General features: G+C 37.4%; 19 protein-coding genes. 1 reads left to right on the top strand and 18 read right to left on the bottom strand.

The genetic code is table 11. The features are described 5' to 3' along the window. Window positions 1-4: 4 nt before the first annotated feature. The 4 genes from GMB86_RS10675 to GMB86_RS10660 form a co-directional block, all read right to left on the bottom strand. Window positions 5-925, bottom strand: coding sequence for a PLP-dependent cysteine synthase family protein (locus tag GMB86_RS10675; RefSeq protein WP_155219628.1), 921 nt, complete (start codon window positions 923-925; stop codon window positions 5-7). 19 nt (window positions 926-944) lie between these two features. Next, the gene (locus tag GMB86_RS10670) at window positions 945-1,409 is read right to left on the bottom strand and encodes an S-ribosylhomocysteine lyase (RefSeq protein ID WP_155219626.1); all 465 of its coding nucleotides are present in this window, start codon (window positions 1,407-1,409) and stop codon (window positions 945-947) included. Beyond that, a complete protein-coding gene (mtnN, locus tag GMB86_RS10665; protein WP_155219623.1) occupies window positions 1,402-2,106 on the bottom strand; it encodes a 5'-methylthioadenosine/S-adenosylhomocysteine nucleosidase in 705 nt (234 codons plus the stop codon). Before mtnN ends, GMB86_RS10670 begins: the two co-directional genes overlap by 8 nt. Window positions 2,107-2,382: 276 nt before the next feature. Continuing rightward, window positions 2,383-2,958, bottom strand: a complete 576-nt coding sequence (locus tag GMB86_RS10660; protein WP_155219620.1) for a YrrS family protein — start codon at window positions 2,956-2,958, stop codon at window positions 2,383-2,385. Between the two features lie 381 nt (window positions 2,959-3,339). On the opposite strand from GMB86_RS10660, the gene GMB86_RS10655 reads away from it, so the two are divergent. Then, entirely contained in the window at window positions 3,340-3,555 is a 216-nt protein-coding gene (locus GMB86_RS10655) for a KTSC domain-containing protein (RefSeq protein WP_196220197.1), read from the top strand. 342 nt (window positions 3,556-3,897) lie between these two features. Here the strand turns inward: GMB86_RS10655 and greA are convergent, their stop codons facing one another. The 14 genes from greA to GMB86_RS10585 form a co-directional block, all read right to left on the bottom strand. Further along, window positions 3,898-4,371 carry a transcription elongation factor GreA gene (gene greA, locus GMB86_RS10650; protein ID WP_155219613.1) on the bottom strand — a complete coding sequence of 158 codons (474 nt, stop codon included), beginning with the start codon at window positions 4,369-4,371 and terminating at the stop codon, window positions 3,898-3,900. A 108-nt stretch (window positions 4,372-4,479) separates the two neighbouring features. Beyond that, complete coding sequence (udk, locus tag GMB86_RS10645; protein WP_155219611.1) at window positions 4,480-5,118, bottom strand: uridine kinase; 639 nt, start codon at window positions 5,116-5,118, stop codon at window positions 4,480-4,482. Between the two features lie 19 nt (window positions 5,119-5,137). Then, window positions 5,138-5,785 (bottom strand): O-methyltransferase, encoded by a 648-nt coding sequence (locus tag GMB86_RS10640; RefSeq protein WP_196220196.1) that lies wholly within the window; start codon window positions 5,783-5,785, stop codon window positions 5,138-5,140. A 104-nt stretch (window positions 5,786-5,889) separates the two neighbouring features. Further along, complete coding sequence (mltG, locus tag GMB86_RS10635; protein ID WP_196220195.1) at window positions 5,890-6,981, bottom strand: endolytic transglycosylase MltG; 1,092 nt, start codon at window positions 6,979-6,981, stop codon at window positions 5,890-5,892. A 312-nt stretch (window positions 6,982-7,293) separates the two neighbouring features. Beyond that, a complete protein-coding gene (locus GMB86_RS10630; RefSeq protein WP_155219602.1) occupies window positions 7,294-7,599 on the bottom strand; it encodes a DUF1292 domain-containing protein in 306 nt (101 codons plus the stop codon). 6 nt (window positions 7,600-7,605) lie between these two features. Next, window positions 7,606-8,031 carry a Holliday junction resolvase RuvX gene (gene ruvX, locus GMB86_RS10625; RefSeq protein WP_155219599.1) on the bottom strand — a complete coding sequence of 142 codons (426 nt, stop codon included), beginning with the start codon at window positions 8,029-8,031 and terminating at the stop codon, window positions 7,606-7,608. 19 nt (window positions 8,032-8,050) lie between these two features. Further along, the gene (locus GMB86_RS10620; RefSeq protein WP_155219741.1) at window positions 8,051-8,284 is read right to left on the bottom strand and encodes an IreB family regulatory phosphoprotein; all 234 of its coding nucleotides are present in this window, start codon (window positions 8,282-8,284) and stop codon (window positions 8,051-8,053) included. A gap of 110 nt (window positions 8,285-8,394) precedes the next feature. Then, window positions 8,395-11,052, bottom strand: a complete 2,658-nt coding sequence (gene alaS / locus GMB86_RS10615; RefSeq protein WP_155219596.1) for an alanine--tRNA ligase — start codon at window positions 11,050-11,052, stop codon at window positions 8,395-8,397. A 308-nt stretch (window positions 11,053-11,360) separates the two neighbouring features. Further along, window positions 11,361-12,419 (bottom strand): AI-2E family transporter, encoded by a 1,059-nt coding sequence (locus tag GMB86_RS10610; protein ID WP_155219593.1) that lies wholly within the window; start codon window positions 12,417-12,419, stop codon window positions 11,361-11,363. 222 nt (window positions 12,420-12,641) lie between these two features. Then, the gene (locus tag GMB86_RS10605; protein WP_155219590.1) at window positions 12,642-12,839 is read right to left on the bottom strand and encodes a hypothetical protein; all 198 of its coding nucleotides are present in this window, start codon (window positions 12,837-12,839) and stop codon (window positions 12,642-12,644) included. A gap of 67 nt (window positions 12,840-12,906) precedes the next feature. Then, entirely contained in the window at window positions 12,907-15,369 is a 2,463-nt protein-coding gene (gene recD2, locus GMB86_RS10600) for an SF1B family DNA helicase RecD2 (protein WP_155219586.1), read from the bottom strand. Between the two features lie 10 nt (window positions 15,370-15,379). After that, entirely contained in the window at window positions 15,380-16,045 is a 666-nt protein-coding gene (locus tag GMB86_RS10595; protein ID WP_155219583.1) for a tetratricopeptide repeat protein, read from the bottom strand. Window positions 16,046-16,444: 399 nt separating this feature from the next. Continuing rightward, on the bottom strand, window positions 16,445-17,578 hold the full coding sequence (mnmA, locus tag GMB86_RS10590) for a tRNA 2-thiouridine(34) synthase MnmA (RefSeq protein WP_155219580.1): 1,134 nt from the start codon (window positions 17,576-17,578) through the stop codon (window positions 16,445-16,447). Window positions 17,579-17,600: 22 nt separating this feature from the next. After that, complete coding sequence (locus GMB86_RS10585) at window positions 17,601-18,746, bottom strand: cysteine desulfurase family protein (protein WP_155219579.1); 1,146 nt, start codon at window positions 18,744-18,746, stop codon at window positions 17,601-17,603. Window positions 18,747-18,889 lie beyond the last annotated feature (143 nt).

The raw sequence follows: 18,889 nt of genomic DNA, 5'->3' as shown, positions 1-18,889 counted from the left end.
ATGATTAGTCTCCTCGGTAAATATTTTGACTTAAATAGCGTTCACTTGAGTCTGGAAAAACAGTGACAATGTTTGTTCCTTTAGGCGATACTTGTGCTTCTTTCCAAGCAGCGTGAAATGCAGCCCCCGAGGAACTTCCCACGAGTAATCCCTCTTTCTTAGCTAATTCATGGACCCGTTTGAATGCATCATCGTCTTTAATCGTATAAATTTTATCGAAATAGTTGGTTTTAAGGTATGAAGGAATAAATTCCATACCAATACCTTCTGTTCGGTGGCTACCTTTTGGTCCACCATTCAATATAGACCCTTCTGGTTCGACGATCATCGTCTTAATGCTTGGATTTCTCTCTTTAAGATATTCAGCAGTACCCATAAATGTACCACCGGTTCCACCACCAGCTATAAAAATATTTATTTTTCCATTAAGATCGTTCCATAACTCTGGACCTAAAGTATTGTAATAGGCTTTTGGATTAGCGGGATTTGAGAATTGCTGCGGAGAATAAGAATTAGGTATTTCTTTCAATAATTCATTTACTTTGTTAATGGCACCTTGCATGCCTTCTGAGGTAGGAGTATGAACAATTTTTGCACCAAGAGCTCGCATAAGTTCTTGCTTTTCAACACTGAATTTCTCTGGAACACAGAAGATAACATTAAGACCTTGACCAATGGCGGCTAGTGCAATACCGATGCCTGTATTTCCAGCGGTAGGTTCGATTATTGTACCTCCAGGTTTTACTTTACCATTCTTTATCGCATCTTTTATAAATGCCAAACCAAGACGATCTTTAATACTACCACCGGGGTTAAACATTTCCAGTTTCGCATAAATATGAACATCTTTTGGAAGTGGAAACGCCGTTATTTCAAGCAACGGCGTATGTCCAATCAGCTCATGTACACGATGATAGACTGTCATTTTCCCTCATCCTACTTTTTTAAGCGAACACTTCCGTCCACTCAGATTTATGTTCAAGCATTTTTTTCGCAATGGCTTGTGCTCCTTCTAAACTATGACTCGCAGCCCAGCCGCATTGAATTTCATTACAAGCAGGTACCTCTGTAGCCGTTAGAACGTCATTTAACGTTTTCTCTATAGCTTGAAGGATAGCTTCATAACTATCATTATTTAGAATTGAAACATAGAATCCTGTTTGACATCCCATTGGACCCACATCGAATATATTATCAATATGATTACGAATAAACTCAGCCATTAAATGTTCAAGAGAATGGAGTCCTGGCATATCCATGTGCTCTTTATTCGGTTGGCAAAAGCGAACGTCGTACTTATAAATCTTATCCCCATGTTCACCTTGAGTAACGCCAACAAGCCGAACATAAGGTGCTTTAACTTTTGTATGATCTAAATTGAAACTTTCTACATTCATTTTTTTAGGCATGTTCTTTCAACTCCTCTAACATAGATAATATCAATTCTGCTGAATGTTTAGCTGCCGTTACTAAATATTGATCAAACGAGATATTAGCCTCTTTTCCCGCAATATCCGAAAGGGATCGAATAATAACAAAAGGAACATGAAACTGGTAACAAACTTGAGCTATAGCTGCTGCCTCCATTTCACAAGCCTGAATCGATGGAAATTTTGATTTTACAAAGTCTACGCGTTCGCCATCAGACATGAATGAATCTCCAGTTGCGATTAATCCTTTAACAACTTGAATAGTGTGATTGTTTTTCGCGGCTTTCTCTGCTATCGAAACGAGTAAAGGATTGGGTTCAAAGCTAGGTGGCATTTGAGGTATCTGCCCATATTCATAACCGAAGACTGTCGCATCAGCATCATGATAACGAACTTCTGAGGAGATGACAACATCACCAACATTTAGGTCTGGATTGAAACCCCCAGCTGAACCCGTATTAATAATGTAATCTGGCTTCTCTTCGTGTATAAGTAATGTTGTACCAATGGCTGCGTTTACCTTGCCGATACCTGATTGTATTAATACAATATCAAAAGGTCCGATCTGGCCTGTATATCGTTTGCTACCTAATAGCTCTTTCTCCGTTCGATTTTGTAGTTTTTGTTTTAGTATTTCAACTTCTTCTTCCATTGCTCCAATAAGTCCTAATTTCATTACAAACCTCTTTTCCATGATTATTATATTACTATGATTTATTCATTATATGGTTACATCTACCTAACATCAAGTCGTAGGATTAAAACATACTTTTTTAAAAGTCCGTGTGTCTCATTCAATGGAAAGGATACAGTGAAACTTCCATCAGTGGGGTCTTTACTTGCCGTTAAGGCGGGATAAAGGATAGATTCATAACTATCTTGATAGCTCATTTTAAAATTAATTAAGCCTTAGCAAAATAAAAATGCCCTCCAAAAGAAGGCATCTTTTCACTTATTCAGAAGGTTTTTTTACACTTTCAGCTTCCCATTTTCCATTTTTATACTCAAGGTGTACAACATATTTTTGACTTGGGGCATCTTTAGGTGCCACGCGACCAAGTGAACTATTTGGGCCTCCTCCGTTACCAAGCCAGTACACCGTCATATTTGATTCAGGTATTCCAGTAGCCTCTGACATGGCTTTAATCTGAGCATTCCAGTCCGCCGTTCCTTTATCATATGATGTGACATGGTCTTCTGTAGATGGATCATTTGATTCATTTGATTCTTCATCGCTGGTGTCTGAACTATTATCTGTCGTTTCATCTGGATTATTTGGTGCTCGATTATCATCATTTTTACTTGACGGATCATTTTTTGTATCTTTAGTATTAGAACTAATGTGTTTATCATTCACTTGTTGGTGTGTAGGAGCAGATTCTTCACTTGATGTTTTTAATAACATGGCTACGAATATACACCCTACAGCTAGAATTAAGATTGAAACAATGGAAATCGACCATTTTAATGCTCGATCAGACGTTCTTTTATGTCTAGAAGAACGCGATGGAGACTTGTCCGTTCTCATAAACGATGTCCTCCTTGAATCATAATAACCTTATTGTACCACTTCTTAAGGCGTACAGACTTAAGATTAATAGTTTAGAATATTAAAGAAACTTTTACTCGATGATTAATTATCGAGGAAATACTTATAAGTTTTTCGTCTCATTTGTATGAATAATGACCGCCAATCATTAAAAACTTCTTTTAATTCCATATGAATCTTTGCTATTACTTTTAATATATGCAGATGAGTTCACTACATTCAAGTTTCTGTTCAAAAAGGTGACAAATTAGAAGCAAGAAAAATTATAAAGTTATTGTCTAAAAAACACTTTTTTTGGCATATAGCAGGAAATAAAGCATATGATCTATAATATGTTATGTACAGGGAGGGAAAATGGTTATGAATTATACCACTTTTAATCGAGCACTTTCCGAATTGACGAGCTTTGATACCATTGGTTACGATCGGAAAACGATGCAATTAAAGGTTTTATTTTTCGATGGGTCAACAAAGATTTTCACAGAAGTCGCAGAGAAAATCATCTATGAATTTCTATTAACAGACGATAAAGAAAACTACTATCAAACTACCCTGAGACAGTTTCCAACGTTATAATTTGTGGTGACTAAATTCATTTACTTTTTCATACAGAGGTTAAACTCTTATGAGACTATTTCGACAACTATATACTGAATTAAAAAAGATCCGTTTAGACTGAATGACCTCCTTTCATCATTCAATGTTAACGGATCTTATTTATTTATAAGCTATAATGGAAAAATCTCCATTTTTGGCTCATCATGTAAAGTAAGATTTACTCGGCTTTTAGCTGAGCTAAAAGGTTGGCTCCATATCAGGTAATGGAATGAGTTAGCTTGCTACCATCCCAAAAACTCGACATGGATAGTTTATCCCGCCTTAACGGGCAGTAAGACCCCCACTGATGGAAGTTTCACTTTATTTGACTGAAACAATTTTCACTCGGATGTCGCCACCAGGAGTGGCTACACTAACTTCTTCACCGACAGAAAGTCCAATTAAACTTCTTGCCATTGGTGAATCATTAGAAATTTTTCCTTCAAAAGGATCAGATTCAGCACTACCGACGATCATGTATGTTTCTTCATCACCATCAGGTAATTCTTTAAATGTCACTGATTTACCAATTTTCACAACATCTGTTGATTCATCATCCTCAATAATAACCGAATCACGAATCATTTGTTCAAGTTGTGAGATCCGTGATTCAACAAAAGCTTGTTCATCTTTTGCGGCATCATATTCAGAGTTCTCTGAGAGATCACCAAAACTACGAGCAATTTTAATTCTTTCAACAACTTCTTTTCTTTTTTCAGTAATTAAATGTTCCAATTCTTGTTCAAGTTTCGCTTTACCTTCAGCTGTCATATAGTGCATTTTTTTTTCAGCCATAATGAAATCCCCTCCTCAGTCTTCTAAGTAACACAGTCTTATCGTTAATTTTTTTAAAAAATGAACCTCTTCTTTGAGTAAAATGTATGTCTGTTTAGTGTAAATCCTTTATGAAAAGGAATCAACTGATTCAAGCACAGATCTTATTTTAGTCACCATTAAATCAATGGCAACCAAATTTTGGCCACCTTCTGGAATGATAATATCTGCATAACGCTTGGTTGGCTCAACAAATTGAAGATGCATCGGTCTAACGACGTTTAAATACTGATCGATAACCGATTGTACGGTACGCCCACGCTCCTCCGTATCACGAAGAATTCGCCTCACAATCCGTATGTCTGAATCCGTATCAACAAAAACTTTGATATCCATTAAGTTACGGAGTCTCTCATCTTCAAGAATGAGAAAGCCCTCCAAAATGATGACATCTTTTGGTTCGACAGGAATAATTTTATCAGATCTTGTGTGTACTGTATAGTCATATATAGGCTTTTCAATGGACTTGAATCGAAGGAGGTTCTGAACATGTTCAATAAGTAGGTCATTGTCGAAGGCAAAGGGATGATCATAATTGGTTAGAAGACGTTCCTCCATGGATTTTTCATCCTGTGCTTTATAATATGCGTCCTGCTCTAGAACAGCGACGGATTGCTCTGGAAAGCTTCGGCATATCTCCCTTGCTACGGTTGTTTTACCTGAACCAGATCCTCCAGCAACACCTATAATAATCGGCTTTCTATCCATTCCGTCCCTTCCTTTCTAATTAATCTTTAAAATCTTTGTCCCTCTTTTTTGTACTGAGAGCAAGTCCATCCCCTAATGTAAGAAAAACAGTTGAATACTCATGCTGTTTGCTTAACCATTGATTAAATTGATTCATCTTTCGCCCAAGCCGTTTTGCACGTCTATTTTCCAAGTTGTCAGGATCAATCACAAGACCATGAAATAAGATATTATCGGAAACAATGGTTCCTCCATCAGCTAAAAGTGGGGAATATAAATCAAAAAACTTTTGGTACTGAACTTTTGCGGCATCAATAAAGATTAAATCGAAAGGTCCGTTATTTTTTATTTCACTGATTAACTCACCTGCATCACCTAAAATAGGGTATATGGCTTCTTCAAGTTTTAAATTCTTTACATTTTCACAAGCTTCTTGATACATAGCCTCATCTCGCTCAATTGTGTAGATCAAGGGCTCTCGATTAGATAAATGCATTTTAATGGCTGAGAATCCTACCGCAGTCCCAATTTCCAAAATACGTTTTGGTTGTAACCAACGAATCAACTGCTGCAAAAAAGCCATGGATTCACGCTGCATAATCGGGATGCCACGTTCTCTGGCCTCTTTCTCAATTCTTTCAATGGATTCATCGTCCTCTGGTACAAAGGAGGCGATGTATCTTGACAACACTTCATAATCCAGTTTTCACTCACCCCTTTCAGGCACAATGGTTATTTTATCCCGCTAAAAGCGGCTAGATAGACCACACACCCTCTAATTAAAATTTCACTTTATTGAGATTCCCATTCATGTTTATACTTATTAACTATGGCTTCATGGTCTTTGTAAGAATTAGCAAATAGAATTTGACCATTCGGTCTAGCATAAAAGAATAATGCCTTTGTATTTACAGGATTTAGAACAGCTTTCAATGAATTTTCACTTGGATTATTGATAGGACCAATAGGAAGGCCTTTAACGTGATACGTGTTATAAGGAGACTCTATTTCTAATTGATGATAAAACACTCGATTCAGGTGCTCTTGGAATGCATAGGCTACGGTTACATCACTCTGTAAATGCATATTTTTTTTGATCCGATTTTCAAAAACACTAGAAATTTGTTGTTGCGCTTTATAATCTCCAGCTTCTGCTTCGACGACAGATGCAAGAGTTAGGGCTTTATGCAAGGAACCTAGATCGCTTTTCTTAATTTGGTCTATGTATGGTTCATAAACAGACTTCGATGCTGATAGCATTTTATTAATGACATCATCGAGTGTGACATTATCTTTCTGAAACCGATAAGTCGCAGGAAATAGGTATCCTTCAAGTGGATATTTAATCCCCTTTTGTAGGATATCTTGTGATAAGAAAGGATACTTCGTCATGTAATGTGTCTTAATATATGTCTTATCACTCATTAAATGAAGAATCTGTTCGCTGCTCTCACCTGTGATTTGAGCAATTTTGGGTGCAATATCTTTTAACCATAAACCTTCAGGAATAGTCAAAACGTACTTGTATTTTTGCTTCCCTTGATGGATATCTGAAATGATTTGTCTAGATGTCATGGAAGGTGACAGAAAATAAGAACCTGCAATAAAACCGTTCACATGTTCATATTTTACATAATATTTGAATAACCACGCATGACGGATAAGCCCCTCCTTCTCAAGGATTTTACCAATATCTTGCGTTGTTGCGCCAGATGGAATGGTGATTAATTTTTCTTTTTTATTAGCCACTTGCATAGGTTTCATGGAATGAAAAAAATAGGCCACCCCAGATCCGATAAGGACCGCAATAACAAAGAAACACGAAAGAATGACTATAATACGTCTTTTACGAAATACTTTTTTTGAATTTTGATCGGCATTCAACAAAACGTGAACTCCTTTCAGCCATACAAGGTAACGAATAGCTCAAATAAAGTGAAACTTCCATCAGTGGGGGTTTTCTTCATCCCCCACTGATGGTTTTAGTTGAACCAATCGGACCTTTACGGGCAGTTGATCCACCACCTATCTTCTTTAAATACTCAGAATCTTGAGGTGGGGATCTCTACTTGGCCGTTAAGGCGGGATAAAAATTAAATGAAACCATAGGAAAAGGCTCCTGTGAGTTCCACAAGGAGGCCTTTCCCTAGCATAAAAAATGTTTAATAGGTCTTGTAACCCACATGTGATGTGATTCTATTCGTCCTCTTCAGAAAATGTATTGATCATTTCTTCGACCATTTCCCATTCAGCGTCCGTTTCTATTGGGAAAAGTTTAAAATTACCATCATTGTCTTCATATCTAAAACCAAAAACTTCTTGTTCGTCATCTTCTTCATCTGTTTCAACAGGGGTAACAACCATGTAAGATTTATCCGTCTCAGTTACGTCAAATGTAAAGAGAATATCAAAGAGATGGTCTTCTCCTGTATCAGGATCTGGAATAATAATTCTTTCCTGTTCTTCTTCGTGTCCATGTTCATGATCATGGTGTTCATGCATATTATTTCATCCTTTCATGCCATGCCGATCGAGATAACTTTGTAGAATCAAGACCGCCGCCATTTTGTCAATTACTTTTTTTCTTTTTTTTCGACTCACGTCTGCTGATATTAACATCCGCTCAGCTGCCATCGTCGTTAAACGTTCATCCCAAAGCTCAACTGGTAAACGGTATTTTTTTTTGATTCGTTCCGCAAAAGTTTGACAAGCTTCACCAGTGGGACCAATCGTTCCATTCATATTTTTTGGTAATCCAACAATCACCTTGTTGACGTCATATGTTTTGATTAAACTCGTTAATCTTTCATCAATGACGTGTTTATTATGTTGTTCATAATGTATTGTTTCAATTCCTTGAGCTGTAAAACCAAGAGCATCACTAATCGCTACACCTATGGTTTTACTGCCGAAATCAAGACCCATCGTTCTCATTGGTTTATCTAAAGTCCTCTCATTTTTCATTAAGGTAAGCTGTAACCAGTTCCTCTATGATCTCATCCCTTTCAATCAAACGGATAAGTTTTCTTGCATCTTTATGCCTTGGGATATAGGCTGGATCACCAGAAAGTAAATAACCTACAATTTGATTAATTGGATTGTATCCTTTTTCTTGAAGGGCATTGTACACTTGAAATAATACGTCACGTGCATCATGTTTATCTTCTTCATTAAAATTGAACTTCATGGTTTTGTCCAATTCATCATCCCCCAGGTGAAACTAATTTTAATTACTGTATCCTAACCTAATCATGTTTTATCATGATCTTGGTTTCCGTCACAATGACTTGGATACTATTACTTAATTTTGGCCGCATCCTTAATGAATTCTGAGACACTATTTAAAGCCTCTTGTATTTTATCCGGGTTTTTACCCCCTGCTTGTGCCATATCAGGACGGCCGCCACCTCCACCGCCGCAACGGGAAGCTGCTTCTTTTATAATTTTACCCGCATGGAAGCCTTTATCAATTAAATCTTTAGATACCCCGCATACAAGACTAACTTTACCTTCGTTGCTTGCAGCAAGCAGGATAATACCCGATTGTAATTTATTTTTTAATTGATCCACCATCGCTCTAAGTTGGTTCATGTCTGATACCGAAACTTTCTTGGCAATATATGGAATACCATCTTGCTCAGTTACAGAATGAATTAAATCACCAGCTTGAGATTGACTGATTTTTGCTGATAAAGCATTATTTTCTTTTTCCAGTTCTTTCACTTGTTTTTGAAGAAGTGTGATCTTATCAGGTACATGCTCTCGATTCGTTTTCAAAAGCTCGGCACCTTCATCAAGCGTGTGAATCTCCTTATTGACAAATTCATAGGCAGCTTGTCCTGTTACAGCTTCAATTCTTCGAGTTCCTGCACCAATGCCGCTTTCAGATACGATCTTAAATTGACCGATGAAGGCTGTATTTCTAACATGACAGCCTCCACATAGTTCTAAGCTGTAATCCCCTACTTGTACGACTCGAACTATGTCCCCATATTTTTCACCAAAGAGAGCCATCGCCCCCATGGCCTTTGCTTCGTCAATCGGTTTCTCAGAAATGTTAACCTGAAGTTGATCCCAAATTTTCTCATTAACAATTCGTTCAATCGTTTGTAGTTCTTCCTCAGTAATTTGTCCAAAATGAGAGAAGTCAAAACGAAGGCGATCAGGTGTCACAAGAGATCCCGCTTGATTGACATGCGTTCCTAACGTATCTTTCAATGCTTGGTGAAGCAAATGTGTGGATGTATGATTTTTTTCTGTATTCATCCGTTTTTTTCGGTCAACGACAGCCTTAAATACATCCCCCGTGTGAACAGAACCTTGTTTCACAATGACCATATGCATATTTTGACCATTAGGTGCTTTGTGCACAGATTTAACTTCTAATATCGCTGAATCATTGACAAATTGACCTTGATCCGCAACTTGGCCACCACTTTCTGCATAAAACGGTGTTTGATCGAAGAAGGCAAGAACTTCCTCACCTTGCTTAGCTGAGTCTACTTTCTGATCACCTTGAATAAGAACATTTAAGGTAGATGAAGCAGTCAAATGATCATATCCTACAAATTGGCTAGGGACATTAATGGACCCAAGAAGTTCATTTTGGACATGCATAGACCCTTGATCTTGTCTAGCTTCTCTGGCACGAGATCTTTGTTGTGCCATTTCATTTTCAAATCCTTCATGATCCACCTCTAGACCTTTTTCTTCTGCATATTCTTCCGTAAGCTCAACAGGAAATCCAAAGGTATCATATAAACGAAAGATATCTTTTCCAGAAAGTTTCGTTTCGTTATTTGCTTTTGCTGTATCAATCATGCCTTCTAAAATAGCTATACCTTCAGTTAGTGTTTCATGGAAGCGTTCCTCTTCAGTACGGACCACTTTTTGAATGAACTCGGTGTTTTTTTCGACTTCAGGGTAGAATGAATTCATGATACGACCAACAATAGCGACTAGTTTATACATAAACGGATCCTTAATATTCAACTGAAGGGCATATCGCACCGCTCTTCGAAGTAACCGGCGGAGTACATATCCTCTTCCTTCATTGGATGGAAGCGCCCCATCACTAATTGCAAATGTCACGGTTCGAATATGGTCAGCAATCACTTTGAAGGCCATGTCATCCGCTTTATTTCCAGCACGATATTTTTTTTTCGACAGACGTTCAACTTCATGAATTATGGGCATGAATAAATCACTGTCATAGTTGGTATCTGCTTCTTGAAGAACACATACCATACGTTCAAATCCCATTCCCGTATCAATATTCTTTTTAGGCAATTCAGGGTACTCACTTCTTGAAAGAGATGGAATGGCATTAAATTGAGATAATACAATATTCCAAATTTCGATATAGCGATCGTTTTCAATATCTTCTTGTAACAGTTTCAATCCTAAATTCTCTGGATCGTAAGCGGGTCCACGATCGAAAAAGATTTCGGTATCCGGTCCAGAGGGGCCTTCTCCAATTTCCCAAAAATTATCTTCCAAGAGAACAATATGATCCGGTGAGACACCAAGTTTAATCCAACAATTATACGAATCTTTATCTTCTGGATAGACCGTCACAAAAAGTTTGTCTTTTGGCATGCTAAACCATTGATCTGATGTTAACAATTCCCAAGCCCAAGTAATGGCTTCTTCACGGAAATAATCACCGATAGAAAAGTTTCCAAGCATTTCAAAAAACGTATGGTGTCTAGCCGTCTTTCCGACGTTTTCAATATCATTTGTTCTAATCGCTTTTTGAGCGTTTACGATTCTTGGATTTTCGGGTATAACAGTTCCATCAAAATACTTTTTCAAGGTTGCAACACCACTATTAATCCAAAGTAGGGTTGGATCATTTACAGGAATCAAAGATGCACTCGGTTCAACTTTATGACCTTTTTGTTTAAAAAAATCGAGATACATTTGTCTAATCTCTGTCGAACTAAAATGTTTCATATTAAAAATACCTCCAAAACCTATTTAACACTACATGATGTAGTCAGTCTTCAAATTTATAATCAAAGGATGATAGTAAAAAAGCCTTCATCCCGTTCTCCAATGAAGGGACGAAAGCATTCTGCTTACGCCTTATCACCTTAAATGTCGTTCACCAAACAGAGAATTTTGATCCTCTTAGTTCTGTTTGGACCCTATGTAGTCATTCCCCGCAAGTATCTATGAAATGCTAATAGATCCTCTATATATAGTGTTATTCTAACATAATTCAACAAGAGTATCCAAACGATATTATAGGTGAGTTGGATTTATTTTGTCAACGCTCTCGTTTGCCTGTAACTCTTAATTATGACACGAAGAACAATGAAAGCTGGAACTGCAAACAGCATTCCAACAACGCCACCTATTTCCCCTCCAATAATTAGCGAAAGTACAATCAGTAACGGATGGACTTCGACACTCTTCCCAACAACGAGAGGTTCAATCACATTCCCTTCTAATAACTGAATGATACCGATTAATAGTAAAACAAAGATCACTTTCTTAACCGAAATCGTAGCAGCCATAAAAACAAGTGGAATAGCGCCTATTAATGGACCAAAATACGGAATGACATCGGTTATACCAACAAACGCTCCAAAAACAATGGGATACGGTATTTTTAAAATCCATAAACCAAAGAACGCAATCCCCGCAAGAATGGCACAAACATAAAGTTGTCCCCGTATGTACTTTCCTAAAGAATCATCAATCTCAAACAGTACTTTTTTTGAAGAATGTACCAATCGTTCAGGTAATAGTGCCTGACAAGTTTCACCAATCCGTTCTATATCTTTTAGAAAATAGAAAGATAAAAAAGGAATAATCAATAACGTAAGAAATGAATGAAAAAACCAAGATAATGCCGATAACGCTTTTTTAACAAAACCATCGAGTTCATGTTCGAGGTTAGCCACAAAATGGTTAACATGATCATGAACAGCTTCTGGCGTTGAGTCATAGACGTGATCCACTTGGTGATGGTACATCGTTCCGTATTGGGATAATTCGTAATCAAAGCCCCTTAATTCTTTAATGAATATGGGAACGCCTTTGTATAATCCAATACCTACTAAACCAAAAAAAACCACATATATTAAAAGAATCGCTATTGTCTTTGGTATGCCATTCCTTTGTAGTAATTTAACAATGGGGTGCAATAAATAACTAATTAAGGCTGCTACGACAAATGGAAAGAGTATTTTAGTTACAAAGTGCAAAATATCGGATAAAAAGGGTATTAAACGATAAAATACATAACAGTTTAAAAATATAAATAGTAAAATAGCGAGACGTTTGAGCCACTCTAGCGATGACCACTTGACCATAGTTGATCCCCTCCATAGCTTATTTTTGCCAAATGACGTCTTTATATGCACGATGACAAAAACGTTTTCACTCATATATGGAGGAAACGCCCAACTACAAAAAGATAGGTTAACTAAGGTAGGTATCGACAAAGCAGCCCTTAACAAAGATATGAACGGTGAATAAACAAAAAATCGGTGTACACACACCGATTTTTCCATCCTAGCTATGTTATTCTTTTTTTAAAAACCATTATTCTCTGCTTTCAATTGATTCTCATCAAACAAATCGTTAAGTGTGGTAAGAGATCCATCCTCTTCGACTTGGTTGAGTGATAGATTTCCTTCGACTAGTGTTAATTCTATGAAACAATTCCAGCAGTAATATTGGTTCATGCCTATTTTTCCAAGATTAGAACTTGAACAGTTTGGACATTTCATCTTGTGATCCACCTCTTTATCTACGTTCCGAATGATAGTAATCACAGGATGTCCAATTTGCTCAAATTTATACATGTTTTGGATTTACATCAGGGGATGAAACGGAAGGTTCAATGTCTTCTATTTTGGATGATAATGGTTCTTTCCTATTTTCATCAGGAAGTGGAAAGGGAATATTATCTTCTTCCAAAGGAAAAGGTAGGTCATCGTCTCCTTTAACGGCCATGTCTGTGTCTACTGATACGTTTAATCTTTCTTTTAATTTATCGGCCAGATGGGAGTTTCTATTCTCATCGGTTCGTTTTTCTATGGCATACGTAAATGCACCGATATCTCCACAAAGAATTAAAAATTCTTTACTTCGTGTGACTGCCGTATAAAGTAAATTTCTTTTCAACATACGTCGATAACTATTAACAACAGGAAGAATGACGATTGGAAACTCACTACCTTGTGATTTATGAATTGAACAACAATAGGCAAGAGTCAATTGACCAAGATCTCGTTTTAAATACGAAACCTCAATGCCATCAAACGAAACAACCACCGTTTCCTCATGATCAGTGGTTTCCTTTGCTGTGAAAATAGCAACAATCTCACCAATATCGCCATTAAAAACTTGGTCATCTGGATTATTCACGAGTTGAAGCACTTTATCACCGATACGAAATAGTCGGTCCCCAAATTGAAGCGTTCGTTTTTGCTCTGATGGAGGATTAAATAATTCTTGAAGCGACTCATTTATTGCTTCAATACCCGCATTTCCCCGATACATGGGCGCTAAAACTTGGATATCTTTTGTCGTATATCCTTTTTTAATCGCACTATCACAAACTTGACGAATGGCGTTGACGATTTGAGATGGTGGACATGAGAAAAAGCTTCTGTCCTCCATTTGTTTTGCTAGATCTTTTGGTACGTGTCCTTGTTTAATTGTATGTGCAAGATCGATAATGGAAGATCCTTCAGATTGACGATAAATGTCGGTTAACCGAACAATTGGAATGGCTTCTGATTTTAATAAATCCTTTAAAACTTGACCGGGTCCCACGGATGGCAACTGATCTTCGTCTCCTACAATGACAAGTTGAATTTTATCTGGCAATGATTTTAACAGTTGATTAGCAAGCCAAATATCAACCATGGACATTTCGTCAACAATAATGAGTTTACCTTGGATGGGGTTATTTTCATCTCGCTCATATCCAGATCCACCTTTCCATCCTAACAATCGGTGAATCGTAACGGCAGGTAATTGTGTCGATTCACTCATGCGTTTTGCTGCACGGCCTGTTGGAGCGACTAATAATACAGGAAATGGATTCTCCTCATCGTAATCTTTTGGATTTAAAGAAATACCATGTAAATCGGCATAAGTATCGACAATACCTTGAATGACAGTTGTTTTTCCCGTACCCGGACCACCAGTTAATAGCAAAATGGGGGATTGAATCGCTTTTTGGATGGCATCCTTTTGGCTAGATGCATATTGCATGCCTAATTTTTCTTCAATGCGACCTAAAGCAGAGAAAAATTCAGCTTCCGAAAATTCATTTTGATAATCGGTTTGTTCCGAGAGACGTTTTATATTTGATACAATACCTTTTTCAGCATAATATAATTCTGGCAAATAGACATTTCCATCCTCTAATACGAGTCGATCTTCTTCTTCTAAGACGCGAATTTCATGCATAAGCTCTGAATCTTCAATTTGATGACCTTGTGTTGAAAGTAATCCTTTTACTGAATCAACTATATCATTTTCGTTTAAGAAAACGTGTCCCTCATTCATCGCATTTTCATTCAGCCAGTATAAACATCCAGCTTGTAAACGATAGGGATGCTTTCCAGAAATACCAAGACTTTTCGCTAATTCATCTGCCCGTTGAAACCCAATTCCTTCAACATCTTGAATGAGTTGATATGGATTATCTTGAACAATGTCTAACGTAACGTCTCCATATGCTTGATATATTTTCATGGCCAGTTGTGAACCAAAACCGTAATCTGAGAGAGCAATAAGGATTTTTTCAAGTCCTTGATTTTTCATTAATGTTTCATAGATAAACATCGCTTTATCTTCAGGCAATTTAGGCACTTGTCTCAAACAATCTGGATTATCTAAGATCATCGATATGGTATTTTCACCGAGTGTATCGACGACCTTTTCGGCTGTTTTTGTGCCTATTCCTGGAAAAAGATCACTGGATAGATATTGAATGATTCCCGCTTTTGTTTGAGGCAGACATTTTCGGAATTGCTGAATTTCATATTGTTTCCCATATCGAGGATGATTCTTTATTTTTCCAACGAATTGATATCGTTCATAGAGGTGGACAGACGGAAAATATCCAACGACACCTATCTCTTTTTCTTGAATCGATTCATTTGTCTCAATAATTTTAACAAGAAGTACAGTGTAACCATTGTCACTATTTTGAAAGATTATGCGTATCGGTTCACCGATAATATATTTTTGATCTTCGGAGAATAGATCCAATGCGGGTTGATTATTATTTTCTACCTTCATGAAAAGCCGTCTATCCCTTCTTCATCTCATTCTCTAATTGTTTCAATCCGTATGATGCAAGCATATGGTCTTTATTATTTTCTAAAGCTTGTCTAAAATGAGTCATCGCCTCTAGATGACTTCCCTTTCGAACGGCTATAACACCAAGGTTATAGTAAGCATCTGAATGAGTGGAATCTTCATGAATCACTTGTTCAAATTGCTCCCTTGCTAAATCAAGTTGATTCATTTGAGCGAGCAGCAGGCCATACTGAAATCTAGCATCAGTGTCTTTTGGATTAAGTTCTGTTGCACGCAGAAACGCAGCTAAGGCTTTTCCATCCTGATCAATATGGTGATATGAAAGACCCAGCATATAATAGAGGTCCCCTTCATGGATGCCATTTTGATTTGCACGTTCGAACAAGAGGGTCGCTTCACGATACTTTTCTAATTCAAATAAAGCATTTCCCAACCCAAAAGCCGCAGAAGCATAATTTTCGTCTAATAATAAAGCTTTATGGAAAAAAGATACAGATTGTTCTGGCTGCTTTGCGGCAAGTAACAGATTTCCAAAATTAGTATAACCAATCGGGTCTTCTGGGTTTTTTTCAATAAAATCATTAAATGTAGAAGCAGCCGCTTCGAATTGATGATTTTTCATCAATTCAATTCCCTCTAAAATTTTATTTTCCATTCGTTGAACCTCCTCACTTACCGTTCAAGTGTCTTTCTTCAGTATAACAAATATAGGGTTAAGATTTCATGGAATTTAATGCAAATCGTGTCGGTTAAAAGAAAAAATTGAGGCGATTTTGCCCCTTAATTGATTCGAATAGTTGGGTTTCTTCGTTTCTGCTGATTGTTAGTTGAAGTAGGCAGTTATCCCCCAACACGCATTACCTTGAGGTGGGTTCAATCTTCGCCGTTAATGCGGGAGAAAAAATGATATATTATGTCATTTTGAATTTTGAATGCTGGCGATAAATGAATAGTTAAAGAAAACTTGCCGATTGCGGGGCTATAAGGCACAGACAAAGGCGTATACTTTATACTTAATACCTAATTTTTCTTAAAGTGTTAAAAAACTCAACAATCAAATGACTGTTGAGTTCACAAAATCAATATCAACTTTTGTTTCTTGATTTAATACTGTGCTAATTGTTCCACCACCGAGACATTTTTCCCCATCATAGAATACAACGGCTTGGCCCGGTGTAATCGCCCACTCTGGTTGATCAAAAATAACTTTAGCCTCTGTATCCGATGTTATGACGACTCGTACTGGATGATCTTCTTGCCTGTAACGGAACTTAGCTGTACAGTTTAATTCCTTCTCTTTTGGAATGCCATTAATCCAGTTTATTTGTTCGGCAAGCAGCCCTTCTGATTTCAATGAAGGGTGATCAATTCCTGGAGCCACATATAATATATTATTTTTTAAATCCTTACCGGAAACAAACCATGGTCCTCCGGGGCCTCCAATACCAAGACCTTGCCGTTGACCGTTCGTGTAATACATTAAACCATCATGCATGCCCTTGTATTCCCCGTCAACGGTCCGAATTTCACCTTTTTGTGCTGGGAAGTATTGGCTCAAGAATTCTTTAAAATTACGTTCGCCAATAAAACAAATCCCTGTGCTATCTTTTTTACCTGCCGTAGCAAGATGGTGTTCTCTCGCAATTTCTCGTACTTCAGGTTTTGTTAAACCGCCTAAGGGGAAGAGAGTTTTCGATAGTTGTTTTTGTGTTAATTGATTAAGAAAATAGGTTTGATCCTTGTTTCGATCAATTCCTCTTAACATATTTACACCATTTTCAGTACGTTCAACTCGCGCATAATGACCTGTTGCAACATAATCCGCACCTAAGTTCATCGCATGGTCAAGAAAAGCTTTGAACTTAATTTCCTTATTACACATGACATCGGGATTCGGCGTTCTACCTGCTTTGTATTCATCTAAAAAGTACGTAAATACTTTATCCCAATACTCTTTTTCGAAGTTAACCGAGTAATACGGAATATCTAGTTGGCTCGCTACTTTGGCCACATCTTCATAATCTTCAGTGGCTGTACATACCCCATTTTCATCCGTATCATCCCAATTTTTCATAAAGATACCAACTACATCGTATCCTTGTTGTTTCAGTAAGAGGGCAGTGACAGAAGAATCAACGCCGCCAGACATCCCTACAATAACCCTTGTTTCACTGGGTGACTTTTCCAAAAGTTAAGCACCACCTTTACTCTTAATTAGTTACAAGATCTTTCACTGATTTGGCAATAATTTGTCCTGCTTCTTCTACTTGATCTGCTGATAAGTCACGACCGAAACTAATTCTAATCGAATGACGACTTTCATCAGCGTCTTTTCCAAACATAGCACTTAATACATGTGAAGGTTCTATTGAACCTGCCGTACATGCCGATCCGCTTGATACAGCGACACCTGCAAGATCAAGTTTTGTTAATAGCGTCTCCACATTAGCACCAGGAAAGTAGACGTTCATGATATGCGGGAGAAAATATTTCGGATGCCCATTTACTTTATATATTATGCCGGATTCGTCGAATATATCTAAAAGACATTGACGAAACTGCATGTATTTCTCTGTACGACGTCCTAAATCCTCTTTAGATAAGAGAACGGCTTTAGCTAAGCCCACAATTCCAGGTACATTTTGCGTCCCAGCACGTCGTTTGCGCTCCTGTTCACCGCCATGCTGATAGACATCAAGTTGAACACCTTTTCGAATATATAAGAATCCAATTCCTTTTGGACCATTAATCTTATGTGCTGTCATGGAAAGTAAGTCTATTGGTGTGTCTTGAACATCAATATCTATTGATCCATACGCTTGTACGGCGTCCGTATGGAAAACCGCTTGATGGGATTCTAATAAATGAGCAATATCACGTATTGGCTGAATAGATCCAACTTCATTGTTACCATACATGATGGAAACTAAAATGGTATCATCTCTGAGCTTTTTCTTCAAATCTTCCATACTGATAACGCCCTGTTCATTGACGTCCAAATAATCAACTTCAAATCCTAACGTCTCCAAATACTCGCACGTTTTTAATACAGCATGATGTTCAATCTTTGTTGTAATTATATGCTTTCCTTTATCTTTTCTCGAAAAGGCTGTACCAATAATCGCCATATTATCCGCTTCTGTTCCCCCACTAGTAAAGACAATTTGTTTACTTTCTGTACCTAGATCTTTTGCAACAAGATCACGAGACCGCTCAATTAATTTTCTTGCATCTCGACCAAATCGATGAATACTTGATGGATTACCTGGCGTTGTTTCATAGACGCGGATCATTTCTTCAAGTACCTTCGGATGAATGGGGGTTGTAGCTGCATGATCAAGATAAATGGGTTCCATTTCGACACTTCCTTATGATAAGCCATATCAAATTGACTGCCTGCTAACTATGATTCATTATTCGTATATTTCATTAAATTGAAATAAGCTAACAACAGATGTTTAATATAGGCATGATTAATTAATTTAACCAGAACTAAGCT

The organism is Terrilactibacillus tamarindi (assembly GCF_009718825.1).
In the GTDB taxonomy this organism is placed as follows: Bacteria; Bacillota; Bacilli; order Bacillales; family Sporolactobacillaceae; genus Terrilactibacillus; species Terrilactibacillus tamarindi.
The sequence above is the reverse complement of the archived record's forward strand: the minus strand, read 5'-3'. Positions and strand labels throughout refer to the sequence as shown.

Bases quoted from the DNA above. Each gene is read 5' to 3' on its own strand.
- recD2 (WP_155219586.1), bottom strand. From the start codon at position 15,369: ATGAAGGTAGAAAATAATAATCAACCCGCATTGGATCTATTCTCCGAA.
- GMB86_RS10660 (WP_155219620.1), bottom strand. From the start codon at position 2,958: ATGAGAACGGACAAGTCTCCATCGCGTTCTTCTAGACATAAAAGAACG.
- GMB86_RS10630 (WP_155219602.1), bottom strand. From the start codon at position 7,599: ATGCATGAACACCATGATCATGAACATGGACACGAAGAAGAACAGGAA.
- mtnN (WP_155219623.1), bottom strand. From the start codon at position 2,106: ATGAAATTAGGACTTATTGGAGCAATGGAAGAAGAAGTTGAAATACTA.
- GMB86_RS10605 (WP_155219590.1), bottom strand. From the start codon at position 12,839: ATGAAATGTCCAAACTGTTCAAGTTCTAATCTTGGAAAAATAGGCATG.
- GMB86_RS10620 (WP_155219741.1), bottom strand. From the start codon at position 8,284: ATGAAGTTCAATTTTAATGAAGAAGATAAACATGATGCACGTGACGTA.
- GMB86_RS10675 (WP_155219628.1), bottom strand. From the start codon at position 925: ATGACAGTCTATCATCGTGTACATGAGCTGATTGGACATACGCCGTTG.
- GMB86_RS10655 (WP_196220197.1), top strand. From the start codon at position 3,340: ATGAATTATACCACTTTTAATCGAGCACTTTCCGAATTGACGAGCTTT.
- greA (WP_155219613.1), bottom strand. From the start codon at position 4,371: ATGGCTGAAAAAAAAATGCACTATATGACAGCTGAAGGTAAAGCGAAA.
- alaS (WP_155219596.1), bottom strand. From the start codon at position 11,052: ATGAAACATTTTAGTTCGACAGAGATTAGACAAATGTATCTCGATTTT.
- GMB86_RS10610 (WP_155219593.1), bottom strand. From the start codon at position 12,419: ATGGTCAAGTGGTCATCGCTAGAGTGGCTCAAACGTCTCGCTATTTTA.
- udk (WP_155219611.1), bottom strand. From the start codon at position 5,118: ATGGATAGAAAGCCGATTATTATAGGTGTTGCTGGAGGATCTGGTTCA.
- GMB86_RS10585 (WP_155219579.1), bottom strand. From the start codon at position 18,746: ATGGAACCCATTTATCTTGATCATGCAGCTACAACCCCCATTCATCCG.
- GMB86_RS10670 (WP_155219626.1), bottom strand. From the start codon at position 1,409: ATGCCTAAAAAAATGAATGTAGAAAGTTTCAATTTAGATCATACAAAA.
- ruvX (WP_155219599.1), bottom strand. From the start codon at position 8,031: ATGAGAACGATGGGTCTTGATTTCGGCAGTAAAACCATAGGTGTAGCG.
- GMB86_RS10595 (WP_155219583.1), bottom strand. From the start codon at position 16,045: ATGGAAAATAAAATTTTAGAGGGAATTGAATTGATGAAAAATCATCAA.